A 21,981-nucleotide genomic window follows, 5' to 3' on the forward strand; every position below is an offset into this window, starting at 1 on the left:
AGGCGTTTAAAATGTTTGATGAAGAAGTGCTGAAAGCACTGCAGCTTCAGTACATAGCACCTGATGATGTGGTACTAAGCCCGAAGCTGCTTAAGCATTAAACGATAAAAATACAAGCCACCATATCCCGGACAACTTTCACATCATCATGTCCGACCTGTAGGAGTTAGTCTTGCAAGTCGATCTCCCAGAGGTCTGTTTGCTGTACCCGGTTTATGGAGTTTCTTATAAATTCATATTTATTTTAGCACGTAATGGCGCAAATGTGATGAAAAATTTCTTTAAATCAGTACGTTTTTTAATGGTACGTGGGATTTAGTCTTGCATACAGGGTTCAGTTTTGGAATTCACGTGATTGTATATCCTGCATCAAATTGAAGCAGGAGGCCAGTATATTACTGTTCAGACCGTGCTGTACACAGTAACGGATGTGACAGTAAACTAAATGAAAAATTGTATAGATGCTTGATAATATTTCGGTGTGCCGATATAATGAAAATACATACAATTATTACGTGCAGACAATTGCAAAAAGGTAAGGTGGCGAATATGATACTTGATGATCTTTTGAAGAAACAGAATATGACAAAATACAGACTTGCTGTAGAGGCCGGAATTCCCCATACCACATTGAATGATATTTTCAGTGGGAAAACTAAATTGGAAAAATGTAGTGCCGAGACAGTATATAAAATAGCAAAAGCACTGTCTGTTTCCATGGAACTGCTAACATCAGCCGCTATCCGGCAGACAGAAAGAGAGCGTGCTTATGAATATGGTTTGCCGGAATATTTGCAGCATGATCTGGATGCCTACAAGAACGGATTGAAAGAACACTCAGATCTGCTCGATTGTTTTTGGGGGGAGTTATATGGAAGTATCAATGCGGCAGAGATTGATGACGGAGCTATTACAAAAGAACATGCCGATTTTTTGCGAAAAAAATATCTTTTTGGAGAGGATAAATGAATATTTATAGCATTATGGGGATTATGCTGGCCGGTATCGTAGTAATATACGCATACTTTTACATAAAACGAATCCTCGCATTTTGGGGCGTAAATATGACCCGCAGAAGTTCCAGAGTTATTTGTTTATGCATTGCGGCGGCTGTAGCTGCTGGATGTTTAAATGTGTGGAGCATAACAACCATGATCATTCTGCATATATTGGCCCTGTCAGTAATCTGTGATCTAATTTTTATGATTTTCAGGAAAGTATATAGAAAGCAGGACGGTCGGATTGAAAAAAGGATCCTGTCTGTTTATAGGTGTGGGCTGATTCCCGTCATTATTACCGCAATCCTTTTGGCATATGGCTTCTATAATATGTGCCACGTTGTAAAAACAGAGTATCATGTCACAACAGAGAAAAAACTGAACGATTATAAAATAGCCCTGATCACGGATACCCACTATGGAACTATCCAGAATCCGGAAATATTGAAGAAAGCCGTAGAGGAACTGAATCAGGAGGGTTTAGATATGGTGATTCTGGGCGGCGACATTGTAGAAGAGGATACTTCCAAAGAAAAAATGCAGGAGGCCTTTCAGGTACTGGGAGGAATAAAAACCTCATATGGTATTTATTATGTCTATGGAAATCATGACAGGCAGCCGTATACGGAAAATCGTACTTACACAGATGAAGAACTTACAGCGGCTATAGAAAGAAACCATATCACCATACTTAAGGATTCCTATGTGGAAATAAGCGAAGAGCTCATCCTTGCCGGACGGGAAGATTTCTTGTGGAGTTATGCTTACGGCAGAAAGTCTATGGAAGAAATCTTACAGGGTGCTGACCGGGACCATTACATTATTACAGCCGACCACCAGCCGGCACAGTCAGAAGAAAATGCTACACAGGGAGTGGACCTGCAAGTATCCGGACATACCCATGCCGGGCAGATCTGGCCGGTCGGGCTTCTGTCTGAATTGACCGGGGTCCTTAATTATGGGGAGTACCAGAAGGGAGACTGCAAAGTCATTGTTTCTTCCGGATTTACCGGGTGGGGATATCCCTTCAGGACTGAAGGACATTGTGAGTATGTAATACTAAAACTAACAGGAACAGGCCATTAAATATGGTTGTTAAGAAAACGTGCCAAATTGCAAACAAAACCAGATAGATTATTCCTCCATATTATTCTATGATATAGGTATCACATGGAAGGAGAGAAAAATATGGATTTAGGAAATAGTTTATTTCATGCACGAAAGAAAAGTGGTTTATCACAGGAAGATGTAGCCGAAAAATTAGGCGTGAGCAGGCAGACAATATCGAAGTGGGAGACGAATGAAACACTTCCGGACGTCCATCAGGCTAAGAAAATGTCGTCACTCTATCACACAACTTTGGACGAACTGATTACATTTGATATTGATCTGAAGGAGATCGAGCAGGTGATTGAGCAGTCGAATCCAAAACTGGAAGCAAAAATCGACTGGACCAGTGCATGGGGGAAGAAATATCCGATTCTGCTCCAGTATCAGGAGCAGGTAAATGTACCTGCCTATGCAGTTAAATTAAAAAGGATGCTCGATGACCTGAAAAAAGAATACGGATATAATGATTTGGATGCTTTTCTTGTTCTGAAAGATATCTTAGGAAAAATGTGGAAGGATAGATAAGTATTTATTAACAGGACTTTGCCATGTGCATTCTGCAAATAGATGTCATATGGCAAAGTCCTGTTTCTTATATAAATACTTATATCGAAAACATTTCACTTCCCCAGTTTTCCTACAAGTTTTTTCTATATTCTACAGGTGTTATATTATAATACGTTTTAAAAGAGCGGTAAAAACTGCTCAAATCTGAATATCCAACCCTCTCCATGATTTCTGCAATAGAAATATCCGGATTATGAAGTAAATCTGCAGCCTTATGCAGCTTCAGTTCACGAATCATCTCACTGAAATTCATTCCTGTATTGTCTTTAATAATACGGGCCATCTGGCGCTCACTGTAGTTGAAAAATTCCGCCAGTTCTGAAAGTGTCAGATGTGTATAGTTTGACTGAATATAGTTTAAAATGTACATCAGGTTCTCATCCATCTTCTGTCCGTCTTTGGACGGCAGTATGACATTCTGTTCATGATTCCTCAATAAAGTGACGAAAAAGGAGTTTAATAAAGAATTCATCATCCGGTCTTTGTACTTATACTTATGAGAATATTCGTCTGTCATAAAATGAATAAAACTTTGTAAATTTGTATCACCATTAGTCTGGAAAAGCAGATATGAATTCTTCTCATTTGCATAGAGCGCATGTGAAAAAAAGTTTGATAATACATCTTTATCGGTTAACAGGCCAAGAAAAGATGTGTCAAACGTACTTGTCCGGATGAGAAAATTGTAAACGACCGCCGTATCCGAGAAGGCGCTGAGCGCATGTGTTACATTGGGGGCAATGACGCAGATATCCCCTTCCTTGAGTGTTATAGAAGAGTCCTCAAAGTAATTGGTGCATGATCCGGACATGATATATACTAACTCGAAAAACTTCTGGCGGTGGTACAATGCCGGAAGGTAACGGACATGCTGGTATATTGCGATGTCCTCATTACTGCGAAAAAAAGATTTTTCCAGCAGGTCTGTATCTAAAGGGATATTCATCAAATGGAGCAAATCCATATGAACAGTATCAGAAATGGAGGCCAGATCCTGTTCTGTCATTGGGTTCTGCAGGTTTAGCTCCGGATATTTCATATACAAGCTTTTCAGCTGCTGCTCAACTTCTTTCATTTCATCTATTGCCATGACGTGACTCCTCCTTATATGGTCAATAACAGTATAACAGATAAAAGAAATTTGTGGATACTAAATGTTGGCGATGTCAGATAATGCAAATGCAGTTGTCTTTTTATACAAATGCTAATAAAGAAAAACCATGATAAGGTTGATATAAATCAAAGTAAATTAAACCAAAGCAAAGTGAAGGGAGAAAGATTATGGGAAACGCAAGTAAACTAACATTCAAAAACAGGCTGGGGTATGGCTTAGGAGAACTGCCGGGGACGATGAATTCAATTCTGGCTGCATTCCTGACTATGTTCTACACAGATAATGTAGGGATGGCTGCAGGGGCAGTAGGTACCATGTTTTTCATTTCAAAGTTATTCGATGGAATCACAGATTTAATAGCAGGCAGCCTGATTGATAAAACGAAAACTAAATGGGGAAAGGCAAGACCGTGGCTGCTATGGCTTTCTGTTCCGATTGGCTTGTCAGCAATTCTGATTTTTATGGTTCCGCAAAATGCATCCGGGACGGCAAAGATGATTTATGCGTTTGTTACATATAACCTGTTTACATCTATTCTTTATACACTTGTCGGCGTGGCTAAAGCAGCATTGATGCCGCTTATGACACAGGACGGCGTTCAAAGAGGTGCACTGGCAAAATATTCACTCATATTTGGGCTTGGCGGGGCAATTTTAGGGACAGCAGCAACATTTCCTCTAATTAATCTTTTTGGCGGAGACATCACTGCATGGAGAATCTTGTTTACGATTTATGGCGCTATTACAACTATAGGACTTCTGTTAGCTTTCGCATTTACTAAGGAAAATGTACAGTCTGTAGAATCAGTAGTAAAAAAAGATACGGAAGAAAAAATGTCATTTACAGAAGGAATCAAAAATTTCTTTCAAAATAAATATTTTATATTTGCATTAGCAATGACTATAGTAGTGAATTTTTCTGTTCAGATAAACTCAAGCTCCCAGACTTACTTCTATACATATGCAATGAACGACGCAATGTTAATGACTTCTCTCAGCATGGTGAGTTTAATTCCAACAGTACTGGGAATCGTTTTTCTCGCAGGACCGAGTTTGAAATTCTTTGGAAAGAAAAGAAGTGTATATGTGGGTGCAGCGGGACAGATTGTTGGCTATGTCCTTAGGGGAATTGCCGTTTCAGCCACGAACATTCCGCTCTTAGTGGCAGGAACGATTATTTGCGGACTTGCTACCGGCCCGCTTTCAGTCCCGGTCAATACATTATCTGCAGATGCTGTAGATTACGGTGAGTATCTGACAAACAAACGAATTGAAGGAATCGGGTCTGCAGTTGTTTCGTTTTCCCAGAAAGTATGCTCAGGATTAGCGGCAGGCTGTGTCGGATGGATTCTGGCACTGACAGGATATGTGGCAAACGGAGTACAGAGTCAGGCAACCATCTTCGGGATTACGGCAATGTTCGCATGGCTTCCGGCAATTATGCTTATTGTAGTCATCATCTGTTTTAAGTTCATCTACCACTATGACAAAGAAGAACCAGTGGTTATGGCCGAACTGGAAAAGAGAAAAAAAGAAAACAGTAAATAATTTTACAGCATTTGAAATGGAGGGACAATATGTCTATTAAATTTAATAACACCCACAATCCAATCCTGCCATTGGAATATCACATTCCCGACAGTGAGGGGCATGTGATGCCGGATGGAAGACTCTATATCTATGGAAGTTTTGATGACCGTGGGGATATCTATTGCAGTGAAAAATACCATGTAGTTTCAACTGCTAACATGAAGGAGTGGACGCTCCATGATATTTCATTTGAAGGAAAGGATGTACCCTGGTTTGATGATCCGGATGCGCCCAAATATCCGGGGATTGACTGGTCATGTCCGACTCCGTTTATCCGGAAAATGCTGGAGAACATGGATATGGCCGGGGAGAAAGAAAAGTTTGAATCAAAGGAAGATGAAGTAAGGCCGCCGCTTCTTTTTGCACCGGACTGTATCTTCCGGAACGGAAAATATTATCTGTATTTCTGCATGCCGGACGACAGTGAAGGCGTGGCAGTGTCAGATTCCCCGGAAGGACCGTTCGTGAATCCGGTTCAATTGCCCTGTGGGGGGATTGATCCCGCCGTCTTTATGGATGATGACGGGCAGGCATATTTTTACTGGGGGCAATTATTCTCACATGGCGTGAAAATGAACACGGATATGGTATCCTTTGATGCTGACACAATTATTGATGACTTAGTTACAGAGGAAGAACACTTCTTTCATGAAGGATCCTCCATGCGTAAGATCGGCGATACCTACTACTATGTTTATGCAGATATGGAACGCGGAAAACCGACTTCACTGGGCTATGCTACGGGCAAATCACCGCTGGGACCATTTACATATCAGGGAATAATCATTGATAATGACGGCTGTGACCCGGCCAGTTGGAATAATCACGGTTCTATCGAATGCGTGAATGGACAGTGGTATGTATTTTACCATCGGTGCAGCAGAGGTGTGCAGCAATATCGGAGACTCTGCATCGAGCCAATCACAATCAATGCCGATGGAACGATTGATGAGGTGAAGATGACTTCTCAGGGCCCCGGTGAACCATTTGGAGCCGGAGAAATCATTTATGGATATCAGGCATGCGGACTAAGCGGACGTATGTATATTGATACGGATGGACAGGGAAGTGAACATCTGACCCATATCGCAGAGGGTGACCGCGCAGTCTTCCGATATGTAAAAAGTGAATCTGGTTTTACAAACATCGTCATTGAGGCGGAAGGAACCGGAGAGATTGAAGTACTTCTGGATGGAAACTGTGTTGGAAATGTACGGATTACAGAAGACGGCAAAACAGAGGCTACAGTTGATAAAACCAGCGGCGATAAGATGGAAGCAGAACTTCATTTTCTCAAAGCACAGGAGCTGCATATAAAAAACATTATATTTCACGAAGCGAAAGAATAGGCACAAGGGGTATGGCGAAAAGATGAGTGAACTAAAACAGTGGATTACGAATGGCAGTAAAACTCCATTTTATGCAAGAAAAACAGCAAAGGTTTCAAAAGAAGTCAAAAAAGCTACGGCAAAGGTATGCGGATTAGGCCAGTTTAACTTCTATATAAATGGGGAAAAGGTGGATGACCATATCCTTGACCCGGGATGGACAGACTATCGTAAAATCATTTTATACGTTACGTTCGATGTTACCTCTTATCTGAAAAGAGGCGAAAATGTATTGGGCGCAGAGGTTGGAAATGGATGGTTTATCAAAGATGACGAACATTACACATTTACATTCCCCGGATTCATGCCGCCCAATCCCAACCCCTATCAGCCTTACGGCAAAAATCTGGTACTGGCAGTTACAGTGGATATAGAGTATGAAGACGGCAGCAGGGAAGTCATTCAAACCGACGATAAATGGAAAGTAAAAGAACACATGGTACAGCATTCCAATGTATACGGTTCCGAAACGATAGACGGTTCTAAGGCCCAGAATGGATGGAACAGACAGGACTTTGATGATTCCGGATGGGAACATGCATATATTGTCCCGGCATGTGAAGCACCCGTGGGAAAATTGCAGAACCAGTCCCAGCCCCCGATAAGAATCATTAAGGAATACGAAGGACTTTACCTGCATGATTTCAACAATCGGAAAATATATGATTTTTCACAAAACATGTCCGGCATACTTTCCTTAGAGGTAAAGGGGGAAAAAGGGAAAATCATTAAAATCTATCCGGCTGAAAAACTGACGCCGGAAGGAGATGCTGACCAGATTGCAAAGGAATGGGTTACTGTAGACTCCTGCATTACCTACATAATCGGGCAGGAAAACCAGTGGGAAACCTGTGAGATGAAATTCACCTATTTTGCCGGAAGATATATTGCTGTCGAAGGATTAACTGATGAGGATACTGGCCGGACAGAGATGCGTAATTTAAGGGCATATGCCATTACGAGTGCATATGAACAGAGCGGAACATTTTCCTGTGATGATGAGAGATACAATCAGATTTATCACATGATTGAAAAAACAGTAGAAGCCAATATGGTGAGTGTGCATACGGATTGTCCGACAATCGAACGATTTGCATGGCAGGAACCGAACCACCTGATGGCCGCTTCCATTATGTATATGAAAAATGGGGAAAGCCTGTGGAGAAAATTCCTTCAGGATATGCGTGTGGGGCAGCATACCAAGGAGGATTATTTCTATGATTTCTCAGGAAATAAGTTTTATCCGGGTGACGGAATGATGCCGGGTCAGGCGCCCTGCTATATTCCCAATGTCCTGCCTGTGCCGGGGATGGGCAGCTTCTACGATATCATCCCCTGGGGGAGCACATGTATTCTGGGAACATACTGGCATTATATGTTCTACGGAGACCGGTCAATCATCGAAGAAAATTACGATGCTGGATTGCGTTACTATAAATATCTGAAAACAAAGCTAAATAAAGATGGCTTTATCAACCACGGTCTGGGTGACTGGGGAAATCCGGAAGAAGGGGCACTGGCAAGAGAGAATATAGAAACTGCATTTCTTTATGCAGACGCCGTGGTTTTGATGCAATTTGCCGAAATAACCGGCAGAAAACAGGACCTGATTATGCTTCAGCGGGATGCCGCGGACATCCGGGATAATTACAATAAAAAATTGCTTGTACAGCATCCCGAAGGGTTTTGGTGCTACCGGACATGGGACCATCCTGACGAACTATACTTAACACAGGCCGGACAGGCACTCCCTCTTTACTGGGGGCTGGTTCCGGAAGATAAAGAAGAGGATATTGTAAAGGCATTCCACTGTGTATTAGAAGAAAAGGGGGCATTCATTGCCGGAGAAGTCGGACTTCCCTATGTGATTCAGACTGCACGCAGATATGGCATGAACGATTTAATCTGTCAGTATATTCTGAAACCGGAGCATCCGAGTTATTATGCCTTTATACTGGCCGGAGAAACGACACTCGGGGAATACTGGGAAGAGAATCCGCGCAGCCACTGCCATGATATGATGGGACATATCATTGAATGGTACTATAACGGAATCGCAGGAATCATTCCGATAGAGCCCGGTTTTAAGAAAATCGTAATCCGTCCTTATTTGCCTGAAACGATGAACGAATTCTGCTGTACTTATAAGACAAGGTACGGGGAAATCAGGGTTAAAGTTAAGGCGAAGGGTAATACCGTGGAAGCAGAACTTAAGGTACCGCAGGAAATTGAGTATACTTTTGATGGCAGGAACCTAAAGACCCCGTCTCATACGCAGGTGGTTATATTAGAAAAGCAAGGGATTCAAGGAGTAAGTTATGAAAAAGAAGGAAGAATGTTATTATTGTAATCCAATTAATTTTAGTTATCGGTATTCCTTTATCAGGGCTTTGGGAGAATCCGGCGTAAGATACCGTGTTTTTCGGGAGGCCGCCGATCCTTCTATAGTCGAATTCAACGGGATATACTATCTGTTCCCTTCTATGACAGCAGGTTTTCTGACATCCAATGATATGATTCACTGGACAATGCATAATTATATAGGAGACATGCCTGTATATGATTATGCTCCGGATGTCAGAGTGATAGGAGATTACTTATATTTTTCAGCGTCAAAAAGAAGTGAAAACTGTTCCTTCTTTCGGACAAAAGATCCAATAACGCAGGGATTTGAAGAAATAAAAGGTACTTTTCCATTTTGGGATCCAAATTTATTTTGTGATGAAGACGGAAGAGTGTATTTCTATTGGGGATGTACAAATACAGAGCCAATCTATGGCGTTGAACTTGATCCGCTTACAATGCATCCGTTAACAGAACCAATCCCACTCATTGATTCACATGCTGAGTTGTATGGTTTTGAAAGAACCGGAGATAATCACAGGCCTCCGAAAAGTGAAGAAGAGATTCAGAGCATTTCCAGTCAATTACTTGCCCAAATAAGAGAAAATCCACAGATTGGCAAAGATATGCTTGGCGATTCGGCTGTCCCGATTGAACAGTTTGTTCCAAGAATGATGGGAAATGCTCCCTATGTTGAGGGGGCGTGGATGACCAAATATAAAGGAAGGTATTACCTTCAGTATGCCGTAACTGGTACTCAATATAATATATATAATGATTGTGTTTATATTGGAGACAGACCGCTTGGCCCATTTGAAATTGCGGATAATAATCCCTATTCATATAAACCAGGAGGATTTATCAACGGTGCCGGGCATGGGTCAACCATAATAGATAAGGAAGGAATTTTCTGGCATGCAGCAAGTATGAGGATTTCATACAACCATATGTTTGAACGCCGTTTAGGTCTCTGGAAAGCAGGTATTGATGAGGATGGGGATTTGTACTGTGATCAAAGATATGCTGACTGGCCAGTACGTGCAGATGCAAAACCATTTGATAAACCGGATTGGATGCTTTTATCATATAAAAAGTGTGTCACGGCATCATCAGGGAACGGCTGTGAATATATTACTGATGAAAATATTAGAACTTGGTGGAAAGCTGAACCAAATCAATCTGGGCAGTGGGTACAGGTTGATCTGGGGAAAGAACAGAAGGTTCATGCAATACAGATTAATTTTATGGATGATGATTTAATGGCAGATGAACTGCCATATGGAGCCCACCCTGTAAACCTCGCAATGGAAGAACGATATATTGATACTACAGACAGGCGAACCCGCTGGCTCCTTGAGGGATCAATAAATGGCAATGATTATTTTACCATTAAGGATTTAAGAAACGCTGAATCAGACTTGCCGCATGATCTGGTTATAATTCCTGAAGGTGATATGATAAGATATATCAAATTGACAGTTCTGGAACTCCCATTTGATGAAATTCCATGTGTCTCGGCGATCCGTGTATTCGGCACAGGCGGTGAGGAACTGCCGGATAAAATAAGCGAAGCGAAAATAAAACAAATATCAGAACTTGATTTCGAAGTGAAATGGGCTGAGGTTCCTGCAGTTGGATATAATATATTATGGGGATATCGTCCTCAAAAGCTTTACCATAGCTGCATGGTATTTGATTCATGTAAGTATATACTCAGTGCCATTCGTAAAAATCAATCTTGCTATATAAGAATAGATACATTTAATGAAGCAGGAATCACAGAGGGAGAGGTCATTCAATTGGCGTAATGAAGGAGATAAGTATGTTAGAACAACTATATAACGACTCATGGAAATACTGGATAGATAAAGATGCCTTTGCTTTGACATGGAATATACCCGAAATTGCAAATGATATCACCCTGCCTCATGATGCAATGATTGAGAAAGGGGCATATGCAGAAAGTCCCAATGGAGGAAATACGGGTTTCCGTGATGGAGATGTTTATAATTATGTAAAGCTATTTACACCACCGGTGGAGTACAGGGATAAAACTGTAAAATTAAAATTTGAAGGCGTTTATATGAACGCTATGGTGTATGTGAACGGGGAACTGGCTGCAAAGTCACCGTTTGGTTATACAACCTTTTATGCATGTCTGGATGAGTTTTTGCGTTATGGGGAAGAAAATGAAATACGTGTACAGGTCAGAAACGGGGCAATGACAAACAGCCGCTGGTATTCCGGCGGTGGTATTTACCGGGATGTTTATATACTCATTGCAGATCTTGTACATATCAAAGAGGATGGCGTTCAAATTACAACAGAGAATGTGGCTAATGACTATGCTTCGATTCTTGTGAGCACAGAATTAGAAAATCTGGGCCATGCATCAGAGGACTATACACTTGAAACTATTATTCAGAATTCTGACGGTCAGGTTGTTGCATCTGACCGCTATGAAATGACATTATTTGGTCAGGAAGAAAGAAAAACATCACAGAGAATTGCTATAATGACACCCCAATTATGGTCGGAAGAAACGCCCGTTTTATATACATGCAGCAGCAAATTGTATCAGGGAGATACCCTGATTGATGAGAATTTGACATCATTTGGTATCCGTATTTTAAAATTAAGTGCAAACAGAGGATTCTGTGTCAATGGTAAAGAGGTCAAACTTCGCGGAGCCTGTATTCATCATGACAGTGGGCTGCTTGGCGCAGCGACTTATGAAGAAGTACAATACAGACAGGTAAAAAAATTGAAAGAGGCCGGTTTCAATGCACTCCGTATGTCACATCACCCGATGGCACCGGCAATGCTTCGGGCCTGCGACGAACTGGGGATGTATGTAATGGATGAAACATTTGATATGTGGAATCGCTGTAAATCTGATTATGATTATGGTCTTTATTTCAATGAATGGTGGGAAACGGATGTAACGGCTATGGTCCGAAAGGATTATAATCACCCATGTGTCATCTTATATTCTATTGGAAATGAAATTCCCGAAATCGGGACAAATCATGGTGCCCGGGTTGCCTATCAAATCAGCCGCAAGATCAAATCTTTAGATAACACCAGATATACACTTGCCGCTATTAATGGAGTTTATGCAGCCGGAGACTCAATCAATGAGATTGTGGCCGAGGTTGCAGCTCAGGCAGGCATAAAAGGTCAGGCAGAAGGTAATGTGAATGTTTTTATGTCTGTTATGGATAAGTATATGGATAAAATTGTAATGCATGAGGCTATCACGGAAAGACTGGAAAAAGCCTGTGCCGAGACAGACATTGCCGGATACAACTATATGACTGCAAGATATGAAAAAGATGGAGAAAATTACCCCAATAGAGTTATCGTAGGAAGTGAGACTTACCCGCCGGAAATTGCAAAAAACTGGGAAATTGTGAAAAAGTGTTCACATGTAATCGGCGATTTTACATGGACCGGATGGGACTATATTGGAGAAGCAGGTGTCGGCATACCCGCATATAACTGGGGAGACGGCGGATTTGGCGCAGGATTCCCCTGTCAGCTGGCGTACTGCGGCGATATTGATATCACAGGCTATAGACGGCCTGCATCCTACTATCGTGAAATCGTATTCGGACTTCGAAAGGCACCCTATATTACCGTACAAAACCCGCAGAAATACAGTGAAAATCTAATCAAGACCCCCTGGGTACTCAGCGATAGTATTGCCAGCTGGACTTTTAAAGACTGTGACGGCAAACCAGTAATTGTAGAAATCTATTCAGCAGGAGATGAGGTGGAACTCCTGTGTAACGGGAAATCTTTGGGTAAAAAAACAGCAGGAAGAGATGCAGAATACAGAGTATACTTTGAAACCGTTTATGAAGCAGGAACATTGACAGCAATTTCATATGAAAATGGGATAGAAATCGGAAAAGATGAGCTAAAAACGGCCGGAAGCAATAGAAAACTGGTGCTATATGCAGAGCAGCCTGCTAAAATAGGTGCTGAATTCATTTTTGTAAATATAGAATTGCAGGATGAAAACGGTATCATCGTGACAGATGAAGATATGGAAGTACATATTGTGGTCAAAGGTGCGGCGCTGGCCGGATTTGGCAGTGGAAATCCAAAACCTCAGAACAATTTTACAGAAACAACAGCAGAATTATTTCATGGCCGGGCACTTGCAATTATTAAAAAGACTGAGTCAATAAATAAGGCAGATGTTTTTGTAAAAACGAAGGAATTAAATGCCGGGATTCAAGTATAAAATTTCCGGCCATTATAACCTGTTTCCCATTCTGTATACAATAAGGAGAGAAAAAAATGTATAAATCTATAAAACCGGGTCAGATATGGCTTGATACGGAAGGAAAACGAATTCAGGCTCATGGCGGAAGTATCATAACAGTAGACGATACTTACTATTGGTATGGTGAAAATAAAGAAAAGACAACAGGCCGGGATGATATCTGGCATTGGGGTGTACGCTGCTATTCATCCAAATCCATCAGAAGTGTCAGTTTCTAAATTATGGCATGGCCCATATACAGTACAGGGCGACCCACATGTAAACGATAAATCACGTACCTCATTTAATTGCCAGATTACCTCTGTGTTTAAACATCCCAAAAAGAAGGACCTGTATATCGCTCTGGGGGACCGCTGGCTGCCAGATCTGGCGAAAGAGGAAGGGGAAGACTTCTATAGCGGTGCAGCATATGCAAGAGTACATAAAAAATTTCAGGAGATATTTGACCCTGAAATAGAGTTTGTCTTTACAGAAGAAGACGCAAAAGCAATGCGAATAAACTCCTCCCTTTCAGATTATGTATGGTTCCCGATCAGGTTTGATGGAGAAAGGGCTTATATTGAGTGGCGGGATGAATGGACGTTAGAAGAATTCGAATAGGAGATTTTAATATTATATCACTCGAAATAATGGTGTACGGAACTGCCACAAGTGTCACATAGTAAACAGGACACTTGTGGCAGTTGTATTAATTATTAAGGGGATTGCTAAAAATATAGAATTTGACACTATGAGCTTTAAATAGTAATTTTTCTTGTTTGCTTTCTATATTCAGAGGGTGTCATTCCCATTTCCTGTTGAAATGCTTTATAAAAATAAGAATGATGTTGATAGCCGAGATAAATTAATATTTCATTCACTGTCATTTCCGTATTTATTAATAGATTTTTGGCTTTATCCATCTTTAGGGCGTGTACATATTGAGAATAGGTTAATCCGGTATTTTTTTTAATCAGTCGGCTATAATAATCTGCTTGATAATGAAACTGATTACAGAGTTTTTCCAAACTAATATCAGTTATATTACTGCTGATATATTTCGAAACAGCCTGAAATAATTTAGTTCCCTGAAGACGTTTCGAAAATGTATGAATATTCGCAGTATCGGTTTGTTTGATAGCATTCAAAATGCGTAACGTATATATTTGAGAAATTCTGTCATATCCGGGCTCGGTTGATTCCATTTCATAGAATATAGGAACAAGATTTTTTTCTATCTTTTCGGCTGCATCGGAAGAAGCGTGAAGTTGTAAATAACTGACATCATTTTTGATGCTGTCCCTTAGAAGAAAAAAATTACGTATTCTCTTATTTGTCAGGTTGTTCAAAAAATAAGCATCCAGTATTTTACTTGTAATACAGCAATAAAAGGCTATGCCGTTGCTTTGGGAGCGTATATCCAGATGGGCACATTTAGTATCAAAAATACAGATATCATGTTCATATAAATGGATTATCTGATTTTCAATCTGTGTTGTGCGCATACCTTTATATACATAAATCATTTCAAAAAAATCATGTCTGTGTAAATTATCATCTTCATAATTATTTTCCAAAAGATAAGTTTTCTGAGATATGGGCAGGGGGCAGGGAGAGTACGTAGACAGCCGATAGTCGTTTCCCTCAGCAGGGGTACAGTATTCTACCGTCATAAAATATTCATATGGGATTTGCAGAATCTTGTCTATATATCCTTTTGAAGTGTACGGATTCCATGTATTTTGCTTTTCTGTAAATGACAGGTACTCTGTTCCGTAATTATTAAAATTTTTAATTCGCTCATTTTTGAAAACAGATTCGATATATTCTAAAATTTGCTTCATATACGGCGTCCTCCAATACGATAAACTATCAATAGTATGTTTGAATTGTATCATTCTTTCAGGAAAAATTAAATAAAAAGTCGGATTAAAGTCATTCCATTTTTGCAGAAGTCGGGCTATGTGAATTGTAGAAGCCAAAAACAAAATTTAAAATGAATCTATCATTAAGCAGTTTTAAAAGGAGGAAATGGTATGAGCAAACAAAAGAAAGGTTCATTGTCAATGGCAAAAAAGATTGCCTATGGACTGGGAAATGCGGGGGGAGGATTTACCTGGGGAACAATTACAACATTTTTATTGCTTTATTGTACGAATGTCATCGGAGTCAGCGCGGCAATCATAGGCACACTGCTGATGGCGGCAAAATTACTGGATGGTATTACAGACATTTTTATGGGCAGAATTATCGATTTGACCAAAGTGAAAATGGGAAAAACCCGATTTTGGTATCTGATTAGCTGTATACCAATGGGAGTCTGCATGTTCTTGATTTTTAATGTACCGGGTTCAATGGGCGAACGGGGAAAAAGTATATGGATATTTATTTTTTACCTGTTAATAAGCGCTGTTTTTTACACAATGAACCAAGTTGCGTACAATATGATGCTTGCCCGTGTAACAAAGGATCAGCATGATCAGGTTACTATGAGCGGCGCGGCAATGTTAAGCGGAACTATTGGAGGTGTCATTGTTGCCTCAATTACCTCCGGACTGGTTGAATCATTCGGAGGCGGACAGACTGGGTGGAGAATAGTTGCTTTGATTTATGCAGTAGTCGGTGTCATTATTTTATTGATTCCATTTTTTTCACTGAAAGAATTACCGGAAGAAGAGTTTATTGTACCGATTCAGGAAGCAGGAATAGGGGATTCCGTAAATACACCAGTTATTTCTTTTGGCGAGACAATTGTTGAATTGTTGAAAAATAAATACTTTATTTTAATCTTATTATTATATTTTGTCGGATATGCGAATTCCGGCATTATGCAGTCGAGTATGGCCTATTATGCTACATATTCACTGGGAAATGCAGGGCTTATGGGGGTCTTAGGAATGTGTACGACTATTCCGCTGATTCTGGGACTGCCATTTATGCCTAAGATAATTGATAAGCTGGGCATGAGAAAAGCCTGTGTACTGGGTGCGGTTATATCGACCGCAGGTTGTGCAGTTGCTGCTGCCGGGCAGTTTGCAGGAATGCTGATACTGATTGCAGGTTTGCTGATTAAGGCTTTAGGAATGGTTCCGGGTTCTGCAACTTATACACCATTTTTGGTAAAAGCAGATGAATATCATTTTCAGAAAAAAGGGCACCGCGTTACCGGCTCTTTATTTTCCTGCGCAACAGTCGGCACTAAGGTTGGGCAGGGATTCGGAACCGCGATTTGCGGATGGATCCTTACATGGAGCGGATTCGATGGCACGGCAGCAGTTCAGACATCAACGGCCGGTAATGCAATTAACTTCTTGTATCTCGGATTTCCGTTAATTTTTTCAATTATTACAATATTCATCTATGCAAACATGAAGGTAGAATCAGAAATTAAATAGATTATTTTTATAAAAATAGAAGGAGAAAATTATGTTGGAAATAAAAAAACTAAGATGTATGCACATGAAGTGTCCGAGAGGAATAGATAAGGAGCCATATTTTTCATGGGTTCTGGAAAGTAATGATGAGAATGTCGTGCAGGTGTCCTATCAATTGCAAGTGACAGATGAGGAAAACCGGCTTGTATGGGACAGTAAAAGATGTGTCTCAGGACAATCTACATATGTAGAATATGAAGGAGAAGAATTAAAGAGCAGAACAAAGTACGTTTGGACGATCAGCATACAGGATAATCATGGAAACCGGGCAGAAGCGAGCTCTGAATTTGAAACAGCATTTTTACACGAGGGAGACTGGCAGGCACGGTGGGTAAAGTCACCGTTTCCTGTGATAGGACGTCAGGCACATTTAGGGGAGCAGCCACCAGCAGTCCTGTTTCGTCAGAGAGTGATTTTGAATAAAAAAGTAAAAAAAGCAAGGCTTTATGCAACCTGTCATGGTGTTTACCAGTTAACCATAAATGGGAATCGTCCGGACAATCGCGAATTTGCGCCAGAATGTACTGTATACAGGGATTATTTATGCTATCAGATTTATGATGTCACAGAAAATTTAAAGCCTGGAGAAAATATCATTGGCATGCATGTAGGTGACGGTTGGTATCATGGATTTATGACAAAGGCTGAAGATAAAGCTTATGATCCGGCATTTGCAGTTCTGACGCAGTTAGAAGTCACTTATACAGATGGTGAGGTGGATTGTTTTGGCAGTGATAAAACAGTAAAGGTAAAAGAAAGTCCGGTCCGGTGTTCAGATTTGTTTGCCGGAGAGCGTTATGACGCAAATTTGAACCCATATGGATGGGAAATATCAGGCTTCAATGATAAGGATTGGTCAGATGCTATACCTGTGGCATTCGGATACAATAATTTGAAAGCACAATATGGACAACCTGTCCGCCCAATTGTTACACTGCCTGTGAAACAATTTCTTATCTCTCCAAAAGGGGAACGAATAATAGATTTTGGTCAGGTAATTGCGGGGCGTGTAAGAATAAAGATTGATGTCCCAAAAGATACTCAGGTAACAATTATTCATACAGAAGGACTAGATGCAGAAGGAAATTTTTTTGATAATAATCCCTCGGCTGATCAGAGGATTGAATATATTTCCGCTGGACTGGCGCAGGAGTACGAACCACATTTTACATTTCAGGGTTTCCGATATGTCATGGTTGAGGGAATAGAAGATTTAAAGGGAGAAGACATTAAAGCTGTTGTTTTATGTTCTGAAAAAGAAAATGCCGGAACATTTTCTTGTTCCAACGAAGATGTTAATAGATTGTATGAAAATACACGCTGGTCACAGTACGCAAATATGATTTCTATACCAACGGATTGTCCCCAGCGTGAAAAAGCCGGATGGACAGGTGATATCCAGGTATACACAAAGACTGCACTGTTAAATGAAGATGTCACCCCATTTTTGACAAGGTGGCTGGAAAATCTTATTTGTGAACAAAAAGATAATGGATCAGTGCCATTTGTAGTGCCTTTGGCGGGAGCCTATATTGGCCAGTATAAGATGTATGCAGATCAATTTAAAACTCCGGACGCAGTAGCACCTGCAGGCTGGGGAGATGCAGCCATTTTAATTCCTTACTATATGTATTGTCTGACAGGGAATACATATATTTTGAAGAAACAGTACAATTCTATGAAGCACTGGTGTGATTTTGTGATTAAGACGGCAAAAGAAGAAAAGCCTGAAGACAGTGAACTCCCGCAAGATGTAGAACAGTATCTTTGGAACACAGGCCATCATTTTGGCGAACATCTGATACCTAGTTATTCTAAAGACGGATATGGAGAAAGCACATTTGAGGCAATCCGGGTCTCGACCAGATATGTAGCTCCAATCTATGGTTTTTATTCCGTTTCGAGTATGTCCGAGATTGCAAAAATTCTTGGGAATACCGAGGATGAAAAATATTATAGAGAAATGGCTGATAGGATGAGAATATCATTTCACAAAGGGGTAATAGATGAAGAAGGAAATATGCCCGCTGACTTGATGGGGGCATATGCTATGCCGCTGTATTATGGGTTAGTACCGGAAAATTATAAGGAGAAGTTCGCAGGAAATCTGATACGGAAGATAGAGGAGAACAAGGGATGTCTGGATGTAGGATTTTTGGGAATGCCAATTCTGCAGGATGCGTTGTGCCAGATAGGACGTCAGGATCTGGCCTATGATTTGTTATTTAATGAAAAGGCACCATCATGGTTATATGAAGTGAAACATGGAGCAACAACTATCTGGGAGAGTTGGTTTGCACTGGACGAAAACGGAGCTCCTTTTGTGTCTGAAATATACGGTATGGTATTCTGTATGAGTTTGAATCATTATGCATTCGGGTGTGTGGATGACTGGATGTTTCGAAATATAAATGGGATTAATTATGAAGAACCTGGTTTCAAAAGAATATTGATTCAGCCACAGTTAGATGACAGATTGAATTGGGCTAAGCGAACTTTTACATCGGAATATGGTGATATTGTATCAGAATGGAAGAAGGAAGAAGAGGCCTTTGAATTATATGTTAAAATCCCTTGTAACACAACTGCTGTTATTATTTTGCCTGATGGTAAAAGATACGAAAAAGGCAGCGGAGAATACAGGTTTTATACAACAATATGAGAGAGACAAATTTGAAAAAATGAGGAGAATCATGCTGACAACTTCAAATACATTAAAACAAATCAGTCTATTATCAGATTTTAGTGGTTATGGGAGCATAATTGCACCATCTGAGGGGGCACTATCAGAAATGACATTAGAACAATTTTCCAGACTATCCTGCTGGAATGCGCAGAGTATAACAGATGGATATAACCGGCTGCTGGAAATAGTTGAAGAAGGACAAAAAATATACTATCCACTATGGGATCAGGGTGACGCAGATACCGATCCCTCCATAAAAGAAAGATATTTAATCCATTTTCCGGTGAAAAAGAAAGCGCCATTCGTAATTGTATGTGCAGGAGGGGGATATCTGGGGTGTGCATCTATGATTGAAGCTTACCCTACATGTGTACATTTAAATCAATTAGGTTACCATGCATTTTCTTTGAATTATCGTTGTGGTGAAAATGCGAAAGCGCCGAATCCATTAGATGACATGGCATATGCAATTGATTATATTAGGAAAAATGGAGAGATACTGGGAATTGATATATCGGATTATGCTATCACCGGGTTCTCGGCAGGGGGACATCTGGCGGCCTGCTTTGGAACCGAGTCGGCAGGGTGGAAACACTATAACCTGCCCTCTCCGTCAGCAGTATTTTTAGGGTATCCGGTTGTAACAATGGGAGAAAAATCACATGATTCTTCAAGAATAATGTTTCTTGGCAAAGAAAATATTTATGATGAGGAAATAATAAGCCGATATTCTGTAGAATTGCTAATCACACCAGACTATCCACCGACATTTGTATGGCAATGCACGAGGGATCATACTGTGCCGATTGAAAATACCCAGATGTTAGTAAATGCACTGACTGAAAATAATGTTCCGCATAAGTATGAAACCTTTGACAGTGATAATCATGGATGGGGGGCGGGAGACGGAACTTTAGCAGAGGGTTGGATAGAACGCGCGGTTTCATTTTGGCAAAATTAATCCCCTGTGTACAATAATATCCTGTCTGTTTAGACTTGACGTTTTCCAAAATTCATCTGTTTTATAAAACATATAAGTTAAAAAAGTAATATGCATGATATTTTATTCGACAGACTCTCTTTATACAATATATAAAAACAGGAGGATTTAGGAAAATAAAAATGGACACTAGAATACTAAAAAAGTTGTATCAGATATTTGAGGTACCGGTCATTGTATATCAGGACAGTGAGAAAATAAAACAATATCCTCCGGAAAATATTTTTCGGTCAGTATTTGCATGTAGAAATACTTGTGTGTCTGAACCGCAATTGACATCAGAAAGCAAATGTCTGCATGACAAGGCGCAAAAATTATTTGATTATATGCAAGAAATGGCAGTTTTCAGGGAACTGCCATTTTTGCTGTTTGAGGATGATAGTATTTTTTACGGGGTACTAAAAGATGAGGAAGAAAACCTGATTATCTTTGGTCCTGCATCGGAGAAAAAAGCAGATAAAAAGAGAAAGCGTTCGTATCATTATAGGTATCATTTAAATGAGGATCCGCTTTTGAAGCAGCAATCGAAAAAGGAGATGGCTAAACTTCTTGTTTTAGCCGGCTTCCTGATTAATGGCAAGGATATAGAGACAGATTCAATTAGAATTGCAAATTGCAATGAGGGAATTATAAAATGGAGTGCTTCCGGGGACACTGCATATCAGCAGCTAAACCAATCTGAATATGAACGAGACCATAACAGCATGGAATATGAGAATAAGTTGATACAGATTGTAGAAAACGGAGACATGGATGCAATGTATAAGCTTGTTCTCGGGACAGAGCAATTGGAGGATAGGCATATCGGAGATGTAGCTGCTGACGAGCGGAAACGTGTGGAATATCTTGCTGTAACGCTGATTGTTCTGCTGTCAAGGGCGGCAACAAAAGGCGGATTGAGCTATGAAAAGTCGTATGGACTGGCAGATGTATATCTCAGGAGACTGGAAACATGTAAAGAAGCAGAGGAAATGCTAGCGCTTTCATCGAGAGCTCAGATTGAATTCACGAAAAAGGTTAAAATAACTAAGATGGAAAATTGTCGGTTTCCACATATTGAACGCTGTAAAGAATACATTAACCAGTATCTGCAAAAACCAATAAAAGTCGGAGATATAGCGCCTGCAATTGGGGTGAGCAGGAGCTATCTTTCCAGAAAATTTATGGAAGCGGAAGGGATAACAATTCAACAGTATATTACGAAAGAGCGATGTGCCCGGGCAGCTAATATGCTGAAAAATTCAGATTATCCGATTTCCATTATCTCTGAATACTTTTGCTTTTCATCACAAAGCCACTTTGGAAATCGATTTAAGGAATATTCCGGGCTGACACCAAAAGAATACCGTAATCAAAAAAGTGCGGCAATAACGTTGGAGAAAAAGTATAAAGATGTAAAAAAAAGCACAGGGATGCTATGTGGGGCAGAAATCATTTTGTAAAGTATTATATATAATTTACAAAAAAGGAGGATGCTCT

16 protein-coding genes are annotated in these 21,981 nt (G+C 40.3%); 14 read left to right on the top strand and 2 right to left on the bottom strand.

What is annotated here, in order from left to right:
- Positions 1-549 precede the first annotated feature (549 nt).
- The 3 genes from A8806_RS23235 to A8806_RS23245 all read left to right on the top strand — a co-directional run bounded on the left by A8806_RS23235 (position 550) and on the right by A8806_RS23245 (position 2,633).
- Positions 550-969: a helix-turn-helix domain-containing protein gene (locus A8806_RS23235; protein ID WP_181368849.1), complete on the top strand. Its 420-nt coding sequence runs from the start codon at positions 550-552 to the stop codon at positions 967-969.
- Positions 966-2,084, top strand: a complete 1,119-nt coding sequence (locus tag A8806_RS23240; protein WP_109733556.1) for a metallophosphoesterase — start codon at positions 966-968, stop codon at positions 2,082-2,084. The genes A8806_RS23235 and A8806_RS23240 overlap by 4 nt, the downstream gene beginning before the upstream one ends.
- A gap of 102 nt (positions 2,085-2,186) precedes the next feature.
- Positions 2,187-2,633 carry a helix-turn-helix transcriptional regulator gene (locus A8806_RS23245; protein ID WP_109733557.1) on the top strand — a complete coding sequence of 149 codons (447 nt, stop codon included), beginning with the start codon at positions 2,187-2,189 and terminating at the stop codon, positions 2,631-2,633.
- Between the two features lie 112 nt (positions 2,634-2,745).
- Here A8806_RS23245 and A8806_RS23250 read toward each other — a convergent pair whose 3' ends face one another.
- Positions 2,746-3,765, bottom strand: a complete 1,020-nt coding sequence (locus tag A8806_RS23250; protein WP_109733558.1) for an AraC family transcriptional regulator — start codon at positions 3,763-3,765, stop codon at positions 2,746-2,748.
- 191 nt (positions 3,766-3,956) lie between these two features.
- On the opposite strand from A8806_RS23250, the gene A8806_RS23255 reads away from it, so the two are divergent.
- The 7 genes from A8806_RS23255 to A8806_RS26695 all read left to right on the top strand — a co-directional run bounded on the left by A8806_RS23255 (position 3,957) and on the right by A8806_RS26695 (position 14,003).
- Entirely contained in the window at positions 3,957-5,336 is a 1,380-nt protein-coding gene (locus tag A8806_RS23255; protein ID WP_109733559.1) for an MFS transporter, read from the top strand.
- A gap of 29 nt (positions 5,337-5,365) precedes the next feature.
- Entirely contained in the window at positions 5,366-6,727 is a 1,362-nt protein-coding gene (locus A8806_RS23260; RefSeq protein WP_109733560.1) for a family 43 glycosylhydrolase, read from the top strand.
- A gap of 22 nt (positions 6,728-6,749) precedes the next feature.
- On the top strand, positions 6,750-9,116 hold the full coding sequence (locus tag A8806_RS23265; protein ID WP_109733561.1) for a family 78 glycoside hydrolase catalytic domain: 2,367 nt from the start codon (positions 6,750-6,752) through the stop codon (positions 9,114-9,116).
- Complete coding sequence (locus A8806_RS23270) at positions 9,085-10,917, top strand: family 43 glycosylhydrolase (RefSeq protein ID WP_109733562.1); 1,833 nt, start codon at positions 9,085-9,087, stop codon at positions 10,915-10,917. Before A8806_RS23265 ends, A8806_RS23270 begins: the two co-directional genes overlap by 32 nt.
- A gap of 14 nt (positions 10,918-10,931) precedes the next feature.
- Positions 10,932-13,361 carry a glycoside hydrolase family 2 TIM barrel-domain containing protein gene (locus tag A8806_RS23275; RefSeq protein ID WP_109733563.1) on the top strand — a complete coding sequence of 810 codons (2,430 nt, stop codon included), beginning with the start codon at positions 10,932-10,934 and terminating at the stop codon, positions 13,359-13,361.
- A gap of 56 nt (positions 13,362-13,417) precedes the next feature.
- On the top strand, positions 13,418-13,621 hold the full coding sequence (locus tag A8806_RS26690; protein ID WP_242996245.1) for a hypothetical protein: 204 nt from the start codon (positions 13,418-13,420) through the stop codon (positions 13,619-13,621).
- An 85-nt stretch (positions 13,622-13,706) separates the two neighbouring features.
- On the top strand, positions 13,707-14,003 hold the full coding sequence (locus A8806_RS26695; RefSeq protein WP_242996246.1) for a cyclin family protein: 297 nt from the start codon (positions 13,707-13,709) through the stop codon (positions 14,001-14,003).
- Between the two features lie 137 nt (positions 14,004-14,140).
- On the opposite strand, the gene A8806_RS23285 is transcribed toward A8806_RS26695, so the two are convergent.
- The gene (locus A8806_RS23285; RefSeq protein WP_181368850.1) at positions 14,141-15,226 is read right to left on the bottom strand and encodes an AraC family transcriptional regulator; all 1,086 of its coding nucleotides are present in this window, start codon (positions 15,224-15,226) and stop codon (positions 14,141-14,143) included.
- A 192-nt stretch (positions 15,227-15,418) separates the two neighbouring features.
- Between A8806_RS23285 and A8806_RS23290 the strand changes: the two genes are divergently transcribed.
- The 4 genes from A8806_RS23290 to A8806_RS23305 all read left to right on the top strand — a co-directional run bounded on the left by A8806_RS23290 (position 15,419) and on the right by A8806_RS23305 (position 21,944).
- Complete coding sequence (locus tag A8806_RS23290; RefSeq protein WP_109733565.1) at positions 15,419-16,777, top strand: MFS transporter; 1,359 nt, start codon at positions 15,419-15,421, stop codon at positions 16,775-16,777.
- Positions 16,778-16,808: 31 nt separating this feature from the next.
- The gene (locus A8806_RS23295) at positions 16,809-19,478 is read left to right on the top strand and encodes a family 78 glycoside hydrolase catalytic domain (RefSeq protein WP_109733566.1); all 2,670 of its coding nucleotides are present in this window, start codon (positions 16,809-16,811) and stop codon (positions 19,476-19,478) included.
- Between the two features lie 130 nt (positions 19,479-19,608).
- Positions 19,609-20,463 (top strand): alpha/beta hydrolase, encoded by an 855-nt coding sequence (locus tag A8806_RS23300; protein ID WP_181368851.1) that lies wholly within the window; start codon positions 19,609-19,611, stop codon positions 20,461-20,463.
- 161 nt (positions 20,464-20,624) lie between these two features.
- Positions 20,625-21,944 (top strand): helix-turn-helix domain-containing protein, encoded by a 1,320-nt coding sequence (locus A8806_RS23305; RefSeq protein WP_109733568.1) that lies wholly within the window; start codon positions 20,625-20,627, stop codon positions 21,942-21,944.
- Positions 21,945-21,981: the final 37 nt, after the last annotated feature.

Source organism: Faecalicatena orotica (assembly GCF_003149245.1).
Taxonomy (GTDB): domain Bacteria; phylum Bacillota; class Clostridia; order Lachnospirales; family Lachnospiraceae; genus Faecalicatena_A; species Faecalicatena_A orotica.